General features: G+C 35.5%; 14 protein-coding genes. 5 read left to right on the top strand and 9 right to left on the bottom strand.

What is annotated here, in order from left to right; genetic code table 11:
- The first annotated feature begins 70 nt into the window (after positions 1–70).
- Positions 71–1075, top strand: coding sequence for an alkaline phosphatase D family protein (locus AC13DP_RS20060; RefSeq protein ID WP_228252222.1), 1005 nt, complete (start codon positions 71–73; stop codon positions 1073–1075).
- 78 nt (positions 1076–1153) lie between these two features.
- Positions 1154–1573: a nucleoside-diphosphate kinase gene (locus AC13DP_RS20065; protein WP_013071167.1), complete on the top strand. Its 420-nt coding sequence runs from the start codon at positions 1154–1156 to the stop codon at positions 1571–1573.
- Positions 1574–1797: 224 nt separating this feature from the next.
- Here AC13DP_RS20065 and leuB read toward each other — a convergent pair whose 3' ends face one another.
- The 4 genes from leuB to AC13DP_RS20085 all read right to left on the bottom strand — a co-directional run bounded on the left by leuB (position 1798) and on the right by AC13DP_RS20085 (position 6183).
- On the bottom strand, positions 1798–2910 hold the full coding sequence (leuB, locus tag AC13DP_RS20070) for a 3-isopropylmalate dehydrogenase (protein ID WP_483068363.1): 1113 nt from the start codon (positions 2908–2910) through the stop codon (positions 1798–1800).
- Positions 2911–2943: 33 nt separating this feature from the next.
- Entirely contained in the window at positions 2944–3558 is a 615-nt protein-coding gene (gene leuD / locus AC13DP_RS20075) for a 3-isopropylmalate dehydratase small subunit (protein WP_013071169.1), read from the bottom strand.
- Positions 3558–4940: a 3-isopropylmalate dehydratase large subunit gene (leuC, locus tag AC13DP_RS20080; RefSeq protein WP_013071170.1), complete on the bottom strand. Its 1383-nt coding sequence runs from the start codon at positions 4938–4940 to the stop codon at positions 3558–3560. Before leuC ends, leuD begins: the two co-directional genes overlap by 1 nt.
- Positions 4941–5010: 70 nt before the next feature.
- The gene (locus AC13DP_RS20085) at positions 5011–6183 is read right to left on the bottom strand and encodes a 2-isopropylmalate synthase (RefSeq protein WP_347406837.1); all 1173 of its coding nucleotides are present in this window, start codon (positions 6181–6183) and stop codon (positions 5011–5013) included.
- A 147-nt stretch (positions 6184–6330) separates the two neighbouring features.
- Between AC13DP_RS20085 and AC13DP_RS20090 the strand changes: the two genes are divergently transcribed.
- Both AC13DP_RS20090 and AC13DP_RS20095 read left to right on the top strand, forming a co-directional pair.
- Positions 6331–7875 (top strand): hypothetical protein, encoded by a 1545-nt coding sequence (locus tag AC13DP_RS20090; protein ID WP_272957065.1) that lies wholly within the window; start codon positions 6331–6333, stop codon positions 7873–7875.
- An 11-nt stretch (positions 7876–7886) separates the two neighbouring features.
- On the top strand, positions 7887–8753 hold the full coding sequence (locus AC13DP_RS20095; RefSeq protein ID WP_228252218.1) for a DMT family transporter: 867 nt from the start codon (positions 7887–7889) through the stop codon (positions 8751–8753).
- A gap of 13 nt (positions 8754–8766) precedes the next feature.
- Here AC13DP_RS20095 and AC13DP_RS20100 read toward each other — a convergent pair whose 3' ends face one another.
- From AC13DP_RS20100 to AC13DP_RS20120, 5 genes are all read right to left on the bottom strand, one after another.
- Complete coding sequence (locus AC13DP_RS20100) at positions 8767–10569, bottom strand: glycoside hydrolase family 15 protein (RefSeq protein ID WP_347406838.1); 1803 nt, start codon at positions 10567–10569, stop codon at positions 8767–8769.
- A gap of 391 nt (positions 10570–10960) precedes the next feature.
- Positions 10961–11668, bottom strand: coding sequence for an RluA family pseudouridine synthase (locus tag AC13DP_RS20105; RefSeq protein ID WP_339810989.1), 708 nt, complete (start codon positions 11666–11668; stop codon positions 10961–10963).
- Positions 11669–11729: 61 nt separating this feature from the next.
- On the bottom strand, positions 11730–12230 hold the full coding sequence (locus tag AC13DP_RS20110; protein ID WP_347406839.1) for a cupin domain-containing protein: 501 nt from the start codon (positions 12228–12230) through the stop codon (positions 11730–11732).
- 11 nt (positions 12231–12241) lie between these two features.
- Positions 12242–13060, bottom strand: coding sequence for a 3-methyl-2-oxobutanoate hydroxymethyltransferase (gene panB / locus AC13DP_RS20115; RefSeq protein WP_228252214.1), 819 nt, complete (start codon positions 13058–13060; stop codon positions 12242–12244).
- Between the two features lie 360 nt (positions 13061–13420).
- Positions 13421–14548, bottom strand: a complete 1128-nt coding sequence (locus AC13DP_RS20120) for a glycoside hydrolase family 18 protein (protein WP_347406840.1) — start codon at positions 14546–14548, stop codon at positions 13421–13423.
- An 84-nt stretch (positions 14549–14632) separates the two neighbouring features.
- Between AC13DP_RS20120 and AC13DP_RS20125 the strand changes: the two genes are divergently transcribed.
- Positions 14633–15085 carry a nuclear transport factor 2 family protein gene (locus tag AC13DP_RS20125; RefSeq protein WP_483068364.1) on the top strand — a complete coding sequence of 151 codons (453 nt, stop codon included), beginning with the start codon at positions 14633–14635 and terminating at the stop codon, positions 15083–15085.
- Positions 15086–15109 lie beyond the last annotated feature (24 nt).

Raw genomic sequence — 15109 nt, forward strand, 5'->3', positions numbered from 1 at the left:
GTTAAGCCTAAGTTTCCATTTAAAGAGTTTTTTGTTAATGTTTATTTTTATGGAAAACAAAACAACAAAAATGATTAAAATTTTACGATTTTCATTGATTTTATTTTTGGTTGGCTGTAATTCTACTTCTGGTATAACACATAAAGAACGACAGGAAATACCTAAAAAAGATTATGACTTTACCATTGTTTTTGGTAGTTGTAATGATCAGGATAATCCCCAACCATTATGGGAGCCTATACTGGATAATGAACCCGATGCTTTTATATGGGGTGGTGATAATATTTACGCCGATACGCCAGATATGGAAAAAATGAAAGCAATGTACGATTTTCAGCAAAATGTTGAGGCCTATCAAAAATTGGTAAATACTGCTGTGATGTTAGGTACATGGGACGATCATGATTTTGGAAAAAATAATGCAGGGAAAGAATGGGAGAAGAAAGCCGAAAGTCAGCAATTATTTCTTGATTTTATGAATGTACCACAGGACGATGTACGTCGTGCTCGTGAAGGTGTCTATTATGCGCAAGATTTAATTGCTGATGGAAATACGATAAAAGTTATATTATTGGATACCCGGTATTTTAGAGATCCAATTAATGAGAGTAGGGGAGGTAGCATTTTGGGAGATGCGCAGTGGAAGTGGTTAGAGAAGGAACTAAATAATAGCACGGCAGATTATCATATTATAATGAGTAGTATACAGGTGCTTAGCATGCAGCATCGTTTTGAGAAATGGGCGAATTTCCCAGAAGAACGTGAGCATTTGTTAGATCTGATTGCGAGTTCAGGAATTAAAAAACCTATTATAATTAGTGGAGATCGTCATATTTCAGAATTTTCAAAAATGGATATCGAAGGTTTGAAGGCGCCATTATATGATTTTACTTCTAGTGGAATGACGCATGTTTATGAGAGTTTTAGTGGGGAAGCTAATATGTATCGAGAAGGTGAGGTGATCTTTCAGCTAAGTTTTGGTGTTTTGAATTTTGATTTTGAAAATGAGGAAGTTAATATGCAAATGAGAGGCATAGAAAATGCGCTTTTGCAAGAAACCAGCGTGAAATTTTAGAAAATTGATATAAAGTTTTAATAACCTTGTATTTGGAAGAGAATTGGTTATTTTTGCTGAAAATTTAAAAAACACGAAATGGCAGGAAACAGAACTTTCACCATGATTAAGCCTGATGCTGTAGAAAAGGGGCATATTGGTGCAATTTTAGATCAGATCAATGCTTCAGGTTTTAGAATCGTAGCCATGAAGTTAACGCAAATGACAACAGCTGATGCCGAGACTTTTTACGCGGTTCATAAAGAGCGTCCGTTCTTCGGAGAATTGGTAGAATTTATGACTCGAGGTCCAATTGTTGCTGCAATCTTAGAAAAAGAAAATGCAGTTGAAGATTTTAGAACTTTGATTGGTGCAACAAACCCTGAAGATGCTGCTGAAGGAACTATTAGAAAAAAATATGCTTCTTCTGTAGGAGAGAACGCAGTACACGGTAGTGATAGCGATGAAAATGCTGCTATCGAAGGTGCTTTTCACTTTGCAGGAAGAGAAATGTTCTAAGAGCATTTTTTAATAAAACAATAGAAGCTATCCAAAATGGATAGCTTTTTTTATGCTTTTAAAAAAACGCTCTCTTTTTAACTGTGGTCTAATTTATAGATGATTATGTATTAAAAAAGGGCTAGACTTTAATAAATCTAACCCTTTCTCTATACAAACTTACACAATTTTAGGGGACTATGTCTACACCCCTTTTTAATCTAACTAAGATTACAAACGTGAAATCAGATGATGGTCATTTGACCAAAATTAAGATTTTCGTCATTGATATTATTTTCAGACTCGCTAATTAGGCCTTCCAAGAAATCTCCAACTTTTTCAGTACTGTAAGGATTATCTTTATTAATATCTTCAGTACATACATTTAGTTTGATACTGGTGGCCACTGCTTTTCTTATGACATGGCCTTCTTCAATAAGACCAAAATGATCCAGTAGCATTGCTGCAGAGAGGATCGATGCTACAGGATTGGCAATTCCTTTACCCGTAGCTTGGGGATAAGACCCGTGAATGGGCTCAAACATTGCATTATCGCCACCAACAGAAGCTGAAGCTAATAAACCAATACTTCCTCCAATTACACTGGCTTCATCAGAAATGATATCACCAAACATATTTTCAGTAAGAATTACATCAAATTGCTTAGGATTCAAGATCATTTGCATAGCTGCATTATCTACGAATAAGAAATCTAATTCTACGTCCTGATATTCTTCAGCAATTTTCTTTACGGTTTTTCTCCAAAGACGGGAAGTTTCCAAAACATTGGCTTTGTCTACCAGGGTTAATTTTTTACGTCGTTGTTGGGCAGCTTTAAAAGCTAAGTGCGCCATTCTTTCGATCTCTACTACAGAATAGGTACACACATCGGTAGCGCTTTGTCCATCTTCACTCTGGCTTTTTTCACCAAAATAAATTCCTCCTGTTAACTCTCTAAAAATCGTTAAATCTGCACCCTGAATTCTTTCCGGTCTAAGCGGAGACTGATCGATAAGTTTAGGATAAGTAGTTACAGGACGGATATTGGCATAAAGACCTAATTCTTTCCTTAATTTCAATAATCCCTGTTCTGGTCTCACTTTAGCATCCGGGTTATTATCATATTTGGGATGACCTATGGCACCAAATAGTACAGCATCAGATTTTTTACAAAGGTCTAAAGTTGCTTCAGGTAATGGATTATCCAGTAAATCTATTGCAGCGGCACCAACAATCGCCTCTTCGAATTCAAATTCGTGATCAAAACGATCGCCAATAGCTTTAAGTATTTTTATGGATTGCTGTGTAATTTCCGGTCCAATTCCATCTCCGGCTAATACGGCTATTTTTAGTTTCATATGTTGTGCTATAAAAGTTTTTAGATCCAGTTCCTATTCCTGAATCGCAGCTTCACGCATTTGCGTTTGTTTTTCTTCAAATTTCTTGATGGCATCCAATTTACTCACTAAAAAGTCAATATCATCAAAACCATTAATTAAACAGGTCTTTTTGTAAGCATCTATAGCAAAATTTTCGGATTTACCGCTGCTTATAATTTGAATTTTTTGATTTTCGAGATCAACTTTAAAGCTTTCTTTATTATCTTTTTTAATGGCAAGGAAGAGTTCGTCCAAAAACTCAGGAGAAACCTGAACCGGTAATAAACCATTATTTAGTGCATTACCTTTAAAGATATCTGCAAAATAACTGGAAACAACTACTTTAAAACCATAGGCTTTTAATGCCCATGCAGCATGCTCTCTACTTGAACCGCAACCAAAGTTGTTTCCTGCTATTAAAATTTGTCCTGAGTATTGATCCTGGTTTAGTGAGAAATCCTCTACAGGTTTTCCATCTTTGTCAAAACGCCAGTCTTTAAAAAGATTTTCACCAAAACCTGCTTTATCTGTTGCCTTAAGGAAACGTGCAGGGATGATTTGATCTGTATCTATATTTTCGACCTCTAACGGGACGGCTGTATCTTGTAGTGTGGTGAATTTTTCCATTAATTCAAGCTTTTTGTAAAGTCGGTTATTTTTCCGGCCACGGCGGTTGCTGCAGCAGTAAGTGGGCTCGCTAAAATTGTTCTTGAACCTTGTCCTTGCCTACCCTCAAAATTTCTGTTACTGGTAGAGACACAATATTCGCCTTCTGGAATTTTATCATCGTTCATTGCCAGGCAGGCTGAGCACCCGGGTTGTCTTAATCTAAAGCCTGCTTCTTCAAAAACTTTATCGAGACCTTCTTCCTGAATTTGAGCGGCTACCTGTCTACTTCCGGGAACGATTAATGCATTTACATTTTCTGCTTTTTTCTTTCCTTTGATATAGCTCGCTGCCATTCTGAAATCCTCGATACGACTATTTGTACAACTGCCAATGAAGATATAATTAATAGGTTTGTCGATTAAACTTTCTCCAGGTTTAAAGCCCATATAGCTTAAAGCTTTAGCATCACTTTTACCTCCTTCAACTGGGATAGCTCCGGTAATTTTAATTCCCATACCAGGATTGGTACCGTAGGTGATCATTGGCTCGATATCTTCTGCATCAAAAGAATATTCCTGATCAAATTCGGCACCTTCATCGGTTTTTAAAGTTTCCCAATACGCTTTTAACTTATCAAATTCTTCTCCTTTGGGCGCAAACTCCCTTCCTTCAACATAATCATAAGTAGTTTGATCTGGTGCAATTAGTCCGCCACGAGCTCCCATTTCAATACTCATGTTACAAACGGTCATGCGACCTTCCATCGACATATTTTCAAAAACATCACCGGCATATTCGCAAAAATAGCCCGTTCCAGAGTTTGTCCCCAGTTTACTAATCACGTAAAGAATAACATCTTTTGGAGTAACTCCTTTTCTCAGATCTCCGTTTACGTTTACACGCAGCCTTTTAGGTTTTTCTACCAATAAGCATTGTGAAGCGAAAACCTGAGTTACCTGGCTGGTACCTATCCCAAAAGCAATTGCACCAAAAGCTCCATGGGTAGAAGTGTGACTATCCCCACAAACCATGGTTTTACCGGGTTGTGTGATCCCCAGTTCTGGCGCCATTACGTGAACAATCCCGTTGTAAGGATGTCCCAAACCATAAAGTGTAATATTGTTTTCTTCACAGTTCTGTGAAAGTTCTTTTAATTGTTTTCTGGATAGCAAATCCTTAACCGGTAAATGCTGATTTTCAGTTGGCGTGTTGTGATCTGCGGTGGCCACGATTTTATTAGGCCGAAAAACAGGAATTTCCCGCTCTTTTAATTCGTTAAAAGCTTGTGGACTCGTAACTTCATGAATTAAGTGCTGATCGATATATAGAATGTCTGGACCATCAGGAATCGACTCTACCACATGGGCATCCCAAATTTTATCAAAAAGGGTTTTCTTCATTTCTTTAAATTTTTAAACACAGCACGAGGGCTGTGTTATGATAAGTTTTATAAAACTTAATATGACGTCTTTACGCGATTGCTTTAATTTTCTTTTTAGAAATGGCCATGATTTCATGGATATCTTCGTCTAATACCTCTTTTTTCATATCTGCATAATTAAGAAATTCGGTATAAACAGCATCCAGTTCTAATTTTGTAAGATTATAACCTACTTTTTTGGCTTTGTAAGCTAAAGCGGCACGACCGCTGCGGGCAGTTAGAACAATAGCAGATTCTGTTACGCCAACATCAGCAGGATCAATAATTTCGTAAGTTTCACGGTTTTTAATAACCCCGTCCTGGTGGATCCCAGAGCTATGAGCAAAAGCATTTGCTCCTACAATTGCTTTATTTGGCTGAACAAACATCCCCATTTCTTTAGAAACCATTTTACTTAATTCAAATAGTAATTTTGGGTTAATGTCTGTATTTAAGTTTAAAGTAGGGTGTTGGCGAAGGATCATTACTACTTCTTCTAATGCAGTATTTCCGGCACGTTCACCAATGCCATTGATGGTACACTCAATTTGTCGTGCACCATTGGCAACACCAGCAATGGCGTTAGCAGTAGCTAATCCTAAATCATTATGGCAATGACAGGAAATGATTACATTATCAATACCCGCCACATGATCTTTTAGGTACTTTATTTTTTTTCCATATGCTTCAGGAAGGCAATATCCTGTAGTGTCTGGAATATTTAAAACGGTAGCCCCAGCGTTGACGACCTCCTGGCAGACCTGCGCAAGAAAAGCGTTATCGGTTCTGCCGGCATCTTCAGCGTAAAATTCGACATCGTCTGCAAAGTTTTTAGCGTAAGCAACAGCTTCGACCGCACGTTCGATAATCTGCTCTGGAGTAGCATTAAATTTATATTTAATATGAGAATCTGAAGTTCCTATCCCTGTATGAATACGAGGTTTTTTTGCATATTTTAAGGCTTCAGCAGCAACTTCGATATCTTTTTTTACGGCTCTGGTGAGTCCACAAACGGCAGCGTTTTTTGCTATTTTTGATATTTCGGTCACAGATTGAAAATCACCAGGACTTGATACAGGAAATCCGGCTTCTATTACATCTACCCCCAGCTCATCCAGTCTTGCCGCAATTTTTAATTTTTGTGCTGTATTCAATTTACATCCGGGAACTTGTTCACCGTCTCTCAAAGTTGTGTCAAAAATTTCTACCTTTTCTGCGCTCATAAGAGTTTTTTTTTGCTTTATCTTTAACTAAAGTATAACAAAGCCTACTGCTCACGTAGTAGACCTGTTTAAGTGTTACGATAATTAAATGAGTTATATTTTTATAATATAACTGATTATCAGTTATTTAAAAAGTATCTTGTTACAATGACCAACGATTTAACGGATAACCTATTTTCTTTAATAAAATCACTTTCTCCTTCCGAAAAGAGACAATTTTCGTTGTATGTAGGAAGAATTGGGGTGAATTCAGATAGTAAATTTCTCAACCTGTTTAAAGTTTTAAGCAAGCAAAAAAGGTATGATGAAGAATTACTGCTTAAAAACACCAATATCACCAAGCAACAATTGTCCAATATTAAGGCACATTTGTACAAGCAGATTTTAATTAGTTTACGTCTAAACCCAGCCCATCAAAGTATTCCGATTCAGATTAGGGAACAGTTAGACTTTGCTATTATTTTATATCGAAAAGGCCTTTATAAGCAAAGTTTAAAGCTCCTGGATAAAACGAAAGCTACTGCTTTAGCTTACGAGGAGAAAAACCTGGCTTACGAGATTTTGGAGCTCGAAAAAATTATTGAATCCCAATATATCACCAGAAGTATTGAAAACAGGGCCGAAATTTTAATAAAACAAACAGAAGAACTTACCAATCTTAACCAGATTTCTAGTAAGTTATCCAATTTATCGTTGCAGTTATATGGCATTTTTCTAAAAATGGGGTATGCTCGTACAGAAGAAGAAGCTACAGCGATCCATAATTATTTTGAAACAAACTTACCTGAATACACTTTTGCAGATTTGGGATTTAAGGAGAAGTTATGGCTATTTCAGGCTCATTTGTGGTATAGTTTTATTACGCAGAACTTCCTGAATGCTTTTAAATATTCTTCTAAATGGATCGATCTTTTTAACGATAACAAGCATTTAATTCCTGTGCATCCTGTTTTCTATTTAAAAGGCAACCATTACTTGTTAGAATCATTATTTTACCTGAACCATACTTCAACTTTCGAAAAAGTTTTACATCGATTTGAGGATACGCTTAAAAACCCAAAAATTCCTGATGATGATAATATAGCCTCCCTGTCTTTCCTATATCTCTATGAAAATAAACTAAACTTAAGGTTTATGAAAGGAGAGTTTCACGGTGGCGAAACTCTGGTAGAAAAGATCGATCAAAAAATCAAGCGATTTAAAGGAAAAATTGACGAGCATCACATTATGGTGTTTTATTATAAAATCGCATCGCTTTATTTTGGTGATGGTAATAACAAAAAATGTATCGAGTATTTAGGAAAAATCATTCAAAACAAATCTTTGGAAATGCGTGAAGATTTAATGTGTTTTTCGAGGATACTGAGTCTGGTTGCTCATTATGAAGCAGGCATGGATTATCATTTAGAGCGATTAATAAAATCTACTTATAAATTTTTAATTAGGATGAACGACCTACACGAGGTTCAAAAGGAGATGATTAAGTTCCTTCGAAATCTGCCTGATGTTAGTCCGCTTGATATAAAAGATGAATTCCGAAAGCTTCACGCCACACTAAAACGGTACGAAGATCATCCGTATGAGCGTCGTGCTTTTTTATATCTTGATATTATTTCGTGGCTAGAAAGTAAAATCGATAATCGCCCCGTTGCCGATGTAATTAAGGAAAAAGTAAATGATTATGCACGCTAAAATGTTGTAATTTGGTTGAAGAAAAAGCCTACTTAAAACATATCTTTCAATTAAACCTGGCGGTTGTAATTATTAGTACTTCTGGGACTTTGGGTAGGTATATAGATTTGAGTCCTTTTTTAATCATTTTTCTTAGATCTTTTATTGCTGTCTGGGTGTTGCTTATTTTTTGTAAGCTTAAAGGTTTTAAGCTAAATTTTGAAAATAATAATGATCTTCTGAAAGTTTTATTTGCTGGTTTTCTAATGTGTGCGCACTGGCTCACCTATTTTCAGGCGCTAAAATTATCCAGTGTTGCTATAGGGATGCTCTCTATATATACATATCCTGTTATCACCACTTTTTTAGAACCGATAATTCGTAAAACGGGTTTCAATAAGCTACATCTGCTTTTAGGTGTTCTGGTGTTATTAGGGGTTTATTTTTTAGTACCAGAATTTAGTTTGGATAACCAACAAACCATTGCAGTTTGTTTTGGTGTTGGTTCGGCTTTTTTATATTCACTTCGGAATATTTTAATGAAACAGCAAGCCTCAACTTACAATGGTTCGGTTCTTATGTTGTACCAGATGTTTGTAGTTAGCGGGTTATTGATTCCGGTTTTGTTTTTCTTTGATTTATCGGTTATTCCATCGCAAATAGCACCTGTTTTAATATTGGGATTATTTACTACTTCGGTTGGGCACACCCTTTTAGTGAGCAGTTTTAAATATTTTTCTGCCACTACCGCCAGTATTATAAGCAGTGCCCAGCCTATTTATGGTATTGTATTAGGTTATTTTATTTTGAATGAAATTCCGTCAGCAAACACCATGATTGGCGGAGTATTAATTGCCGCTGCTGTTTTTACAGAAATTTATAGAAGTTTTAAAAAGTAGCTAATTTACATAGTTAATTATTCTTTTTTTTATCCATTTTTTTATTGAGTTCCAAACAGGCATTGATGAGTGCCAAATGCGTTAAGGCTTGCGGAAAGTTACCAACCTGTTCCCCGCTTTTACTTATTTGTTCACTAAATAATCGTAGTGAATTACCATAGCCTAAAATCCTGGCAAAATTTTCAGCAGCTTCTTCAATGCGGTCACCCAGTGCCAAACATTCGATATACCAAAAAGAACACATGGTAAAGGTTCCTTCTTCGCCTTCTAGTCCGTCAGTCTCGGTTTCGGCAGCACGATAACGGTATATAAGCACATCGTATTTTAATTCTCGCTCTACCGCTTGCAAGGTTTTTTTCCACTTCTCGTCGTGTTTATCAATAAAGTGAAGAATTGGCATTAATAATACCGAAGCATCCAGTTCATCTGTATCTTTATGTTGAACAAATGCCTGTTTTTCTTCGTTCCAAAAGTCGGTGTAGATACTATTCTTAATTTGTTCTCTTACTTCTTCCCATTTCTTTCGAGGAAACTCGAGATTATTACCTTCTGCAATTTTAATTCCGCGATCCAACGCCACCCAACAGGTTAATCTGGAATGTAGAAATTCTTTTTTATCCCCTCTAATTTCCCAAATTCCGCGGTCTTTATCTTTCCAATGTTCACAAACATATTCTATATGATGTTTTATATTTTTCCAGAAGTCTTTTTTGATTGGACCGTCGTGCAAATAATAAACGTAGACGGCATCGATAAGTTCGCCATAAATATCAAGTTGGGTTTGATTTTTAGCTTCGTTGCCCACCCGAACCGGTTTACTGTTTTTATACCCGTTAAAATGATCTAGTGTACGCTCATCTGGTGGTGTTTTTCCATCATAAGTATATACTAAATCCATTTTATCCTTAAAACAATACTTCTCTACCCATTTAAAAAATGAAGTTGCTTCTTCTTTAAAACCGAGTTTTAAAAAAGCATACATAGCAAAAGCGGCATCCCTTATCCAGGTATATCGATAATCCCAGTTTCTTTCACCCCCAATTTTTTCTGGCAAAGCAAATGTGGGTGCCGCGATAATACTTCCTTCTTTATGAGAAGTTAGGAGCTTTAAAGTAATGGCCGATCTTATAACTGTTTCTATCCAGCGACCTTTGTACGTGCATTGACTTACCCATTTTCTCCAATATTCATTACTTTCTTCATAATATTTTTCTCCAAAGTCAGACATGTTTTGTTGTTGTTCTTCAGACAAATGGAAATCGGTTAGAATGAAATAAGCCGACTCTCTTTCGGATAAGGTAAATTCAGAAAAACCATCGTCCATAGCGATATGCAAATCCTGGCAGCTATTTAAACAAAGAATGCTTTTATCATCTTTACAAAAAGTAATTTCATTTTCTTTTTGAGAAGCCGAATGCCTTTTCTCAGCATGATTAAATCGTGGTTTGCATTTTACGCGATAAGAAACATTGCCGTAGGTAGTGGTTATTTTTCTAAGCAATTTAAACTTGTGGTCCTTTTCATCGATCACCATGGTATCACAAATTTCGCCCATGCCGTCTTTGGACGAAAACCGGGTGATAAGATTGGCGGTATCAGTGATGTAAAACTGATTATATTCTAAATTTTCAATTAATGGCTCAATAGAAAAACAGCCACCTTTGTCTTCATCCAGTATGGTCGCAAAAACCGTAGGTGAATCAAAATTGGGAAAGCACATAAAATCGATATCCCCTTGTTTGGAGACTAAAGCAGTAGTTTGCAGGTTTCCTATAAAACCGTAATTATTAATTTTAGTAAAATTGTTTTTTCGCATTTGTCTATCAGATCGTAATTTTTATTCAAATTACGCTAAGCAGAGGGGATCAAAAAATCTTCATCCAAGCTTTGGGAAATATTTAATGGCATGGTTGAAGATTTTAAAAAAAATGAAATATTAGAAAGCCTTAAATGGCTTTTCATCCTTGCTTTTGTAAAGTAAGGGAAAGTTGATGTGGAATTAGAATCTTGAAATAAAGAAAATAGACCACTATGCTTTTGGAATCAGGAATCAAGACAATAGCTCATAGAACAATAGACTTTTTTATTCTATATTGTTGAAAAATTTTGGATTGTAATAGAATTTGTTATCTGTAGTAGGTTCTTCGTTTTGTAAAGTGTAAAACTTCAACTTCAACTTTCAACTTTCAACTTTTAACTTTTAACTTTTAACTTTGAATTTTACAAGCCTGCCACAAAGATTCGTCTGGAACTTCGGCAATTACTATTATCGGTTCCCTTTTTACCGGATGAATAAACTCTAGTTTTCTGGCGTGCAGATGAATGCCAGCATCTTTATTACTACGATCAAAGCCGTATTTTAAATCACCTTTTATAGGGCATCCGATGGCCGAAAGCTGACTACGGATCTGGTGATGTCTTCCCGTTTTTAAATCGACTTCCAGTAAAAAATAATTGTCTAATTCTTTTAAAATACGATATTCCAGAATTGCTTTTTTACTATCAGGCACTTCGTTTTTATGGGCAAAAGACTTGTTTTGTTTGGGGTTGCGCTTTAGATAATGCACCAATATATCCTGATCTTTTGGCGGCCTGTTTTTGACCACGGCCCAATAGGTCTTTTTAGCATCTTTTTGCTGAAATAATTTATTAAGCCTGGGTAGCGCTTTTGAAGTTTTCGAAAATAAAACAATACCGCTGGTTGGCCGGTCAAGACGGTGTACCACGCCCAAATATACATTACCCGGTTTGTTGTGCTTTTCTTTTAAATAGGCTTTAACTACTTCATTAAGCGGTTTGTCACCGGTTTTATCGCCTTGTACTATGTCGCCAACACGTTTATTGACAATGATGATATGATTGTCTTCGTGTAATACCTGTAGGTTGTTTTTATTGGAAAGTAACTTATCTGCCAAAATTGAATTTAAAACTTAATGGTAAAATAACTAATTTCTTAGAATAGTAATTTGCATCAGATCATCGGGTGAATTCCTCAATAATCTTCTTATGTTGCGGATATTTTTTAATTAAAAATTCCTGTTTAGCTAGCGTAAAATCACTAAAATCAAATCCCGGTGCAACCGTACAACCTACAAAAGAGAATGCGTTTTGTTGTATAGCTTTTGCAGCAAACCAGTAATTTCTTGGAACCACATATTGTGGAACTTCACCGTTTTCCAAATCTCGCCCTATTTTTATTTCTGTAAGTTCCCCCGAAGGAGAAATGATATATAAAAGAAGAGGAGAGCCATCATAAAAATGCCAAACCTCTTCTTGATTTATTTTATGAAATGCCGAAAAATTATCGGAAGTCAGTAAAAAGTAAATACTGGTAGAATAATTTCGTTCGGTTTTAAAAGCTTCAGGCAAAGCATCAGCCTCTAGGATATCTGAACTTCGATAAACTTCTTTAAAGTAACCACCCTCTGGATGAGGTTGTAAATTTAGCCCGGCGATAATTTTTTCCGCAGTATTCATCTGGCAAAAGCTTAGTATTGTTCGTCTTCAGACGGGAAATCACCACTTTTTACATCTTCAGCATAACGCTGAAAAGCCCCTGTCATTTCAGTATGGAGATCTAAATACCTGCGTAAAAATCGTGGATGAAATTCTTTGGTCATTCCTAACATATCATGTACTACCAAAACTTGGCCGTCACAACCGTTACCAGCACCAATACCGATAACAGGAATACTCACGCTTTTAGCAACTTCTTTAGCTAATTTTGCAGGTACTTTTTCTAGAACTACCGCAAAACATCCTAATCTTTCCAAAAGTTTAGCATCAGATTTAAGCTTTTCTGCTTCTTCTTCATCTTTGGCCCGAACGGTGTAGGTTCCAAATTTGTAAATAGATTGTGGAGTTAATCCCAAATGCCCCATTACCGGAATCCCCGCATGCAAGATTCTTTTAATAGACTCTTTAATTTCTTTACCTCCTTCAAGCTTTATGGCATGAGCACCACTTTCTTTCATAATTCTTATCGAAGATCGTAACGCCTCTTTTGGATCACTTTGATAAGAGCCAAAAGGAAGATCTACAACGACTAAGGAACGGCTAATAGCGTTTACCACACTTGTAGCATGGTAAATCATATGGTCCAGAGTCATGGGCAAGGTAGTTTCGTATCCTGCCATAACATTACTGGCAGAATCTCCTACCAGGATCACATCGATCCCGGCACCATCCATAATTTTTGCCATTGAATAATCATAGGCGGTTAACATAGAGATTTTCTCTCCACGCTTTTTCATATCGACTAAAGACTTAACCGTAATTCTTTTATATTCTTTTTTAGCAACAGACATTAATCTAAATTTTTATATGTGTAAAAATAGGGTTTTACTAATAGATTAATTAAGATATTGTCAAGAATTTGGAAAGTCAAAGTTTTAAATACTATTCTTAAAATAGAAATTTAAAGAAAAATACAGTGTATATAAAACTGTAATTAACGTGATGAGCCAATTCCATTTTTTCAGAAAAATCTTACTGATGGCAAAAAGGAAAAACCCTGCAAGTATTAAGATCCAGGGGAATACATAAGGAATTATACCTGCATGATTAGAACTCGGTGGCATATACGTATTGCATGCGACAAAGAATGTAACCAAAGCGGTACAAAAATAGATCCTGAAATAAATGTCCAGGAATTGCATTTACTCTTCTTAATTTCCATTTTTTAAATTCCGGTAAAGACTTTCTAAAAGTTCACCATCATCTGCGTGATATTGCCAAAACATTGCGCCACCCAGGTTTTCTTTTTTTATGAATTCCGCTTTCTTTTCTAAAGAAACTGGATCATCATAACTTATAAAAATTTTGTCTTTAGCATTCCATAAATAAGGTGCTTTTGCTTCCTCATCCCAGTAACGATGATATTTACCGGAACGTAAACTATCTTTTAGAGCGGTATAATTTAAGGCAAATGACTGGCCTTTTGCTGGTTGGTATAATCCATTATTTACAGGAGTTACTTTTTTCCAGCCACGACCATAAAAGGCGGCACCAATAACTAATTTTTTTGGGTCGGCACCAGATTCGATATAGTTTTTAACAACAAGTGCGGTACTTTGTTTTTGATTTTTAGGCTCTGCTAGCGAAATCAGTAAATTGGTATGATGGCAGGTTGAGGTATTCCAATCATCATGGAAATCATAACACATAATATTTACAAAATCTGCAATTTTTGCAATTTGATCGATTTCGACATTTTTTAAATAAGTTGGGTTAGGAGGAGTAGCCACCGTTAATAAATATTGATTGTTCGTTTTTGCTGAAAACGAGTCTAATTTTTGTCGAATCTCGGCCAATAATAATGTGAAGTTTTCTTTGTATTCGGGGAAGAATGGAGTGCTTCCATTGTTTTTATGTGCCTCCCAGTCTAAATCGATTCCATCTAATTTATATTTTTTTAAAAATCGAAGTGTACTATTAGCAAATCGTGTTCTGGTACTATCACTACTGGCTATCGAAGGAAAACTTGCTGTATTGGTCCAACCACCAACCGAAATTAGGAGTTTTAAGGATGGGTTTATAGATTTTAATTTATTTAAAGTTTTAAAATGTTTAGGATCATCTTCATTAGTAATACTTATTTTTCCGTTTTCAATTTTAGCGAATGCAAAGTTTAAGTGCGTTAGTTTTTCAGCCTGAACAGGATTTTCAGCTTTCTCCATCAGATCACCAAAAACATAACCAACTATTTTATGTTCTTTACTTGTATTTTGCTGAGCAAAAAGTAAATTTCCAAAGAAATATATCAACGAAAGGAATAGATATATAGCAATTTTCATTAAGTAGATTTTCTAGATTGTTCTAAATTTAGAAAAATTATATAGTAAGTTTGGTAAAGCTTGATAAACTTAACTTTGTTTTAAATGAAACAGATTCCATTAGTAATTATTCTTCTGGCTTTTAATGTTGTAACTGCGCAGAATGAAAAGGAAAAGGTGAAAAACACAATCGATTCTTTTTTTGAATCTTTTCATAACCAGGATTCTGTTACGATGAAAAAAAATGTTTCAGAAAAGGTAATTATCCAATCAATAGGGGAGAACCAAAAAGGAGCAACGGTAGTCAATGAAATTTCATTTTCAGATTTTTTGAAGTCAATTTCAAGTATTCCCAAAGATATTAGTTTTAAAGAAGAGCTATTGGATTATCAAATTTCGATTGATGGAAGTATGGCGAATGTATGGACACCATATAAATTTTATTTTAACGATAGTTTAAGTCATTGCGGTGTAAATTCTTTTCAGTTGGTGAAGATCAACGGTAAATGGCAAATAATTTATATTATTGATACACGTAGAAAAGAAAAATGTGAATAAAAAAGCCATCAATTAAGCGATGGC

The organism is Zunongwangia sp. L-65 (genome assembly GCF_056859415.1).

Excerpts from the sequence above, each read along its gene's own strand:
- AC13DP_RS20060 (WP_228252222.1), top strand. The coding sequence starts at position 71 with ATGATTAAAATTTTACGATTTTCATTGATTTTATTTTTGGTTGGCTGT.
- AC13DP_RS20065 (WP_013071167.1), top strand. The coding sequence starts at position 1,154 with ATGGCAGGAAACAGAACTTTCACCATGATTAAGCCTGATGCTGTAGAA.
- leuB (WP_483068363.1), bottom strand. The coding sequence starts at position 2,910 with ATGAAACTAAAAATAGCCGTATTAGCCGGAGATGGAATTGGACCGGAA.
- leuD (WP_013071169.1), bottom strand. The coding sequence starts at position 3,558 with ATGGAAAAATTCACCACACTACAAGATACAGCCGTCCCGTTAGAGGTC.
- leuC (WP_013071170.1), bottom strand. The coding sequence starts at position 4,940 with ATGAAGAAAACCCTTTTTGATAAAATTTGGGATGCCCATGTGGTAGAG.
- AC13DP_RS20085 (WP_347406837.1), bottom strand. The coding sequence starts at position 6,183 with ATGAGCGCAGAAAAGGTAGAAATTTTTGACACAACTTTGAGAGACGGT.
- AC13DP_RS20090 (WP_272957065.1), top strand. The coding sequence starts at position 6,331 with ATGACCAACGATTTAACGGATAACCTATTTTCTTTAATAAAATCACTT.
- AC13DP_RS20100 (WP_347406838.1), bottom strand. The coding sequence starts at position 10,569 with ATGCGAAAAAACAATTTTACTAAAATTAATAATTACGGTTTTATAGGA.
- AC13DP_RS20110 (WP_347406839.1), bottom strand. The coding sequence starts at position 12,230 with ATGAATACTGCGGAAAAAATTATCGCCGGGCTAAATTTACAACCTCAT.
- panB (WP_228252214.1), bottom strand. The coding sequence starts at position 13,060 with ATGTCTGTTGCTAAAAAAGAATATAAAAGAATTACGGTTAAGTCTTTA.
- AC13DP_RS20120 (WP_347406840.1), bottom strand. The coding sequence starts at position 14,548 with ATGAAAATTGCTATATATCTATTCCTTTCGTTGATATATTTCTTTGGA.
- AC13DP_RS20125 (WP_483068364.1), top strand. The coding sequence starts at position 14,633 with ATGAAACAGATTCCATTAGTAATTATTCTTCTGGCTTTTAATGTTGTA.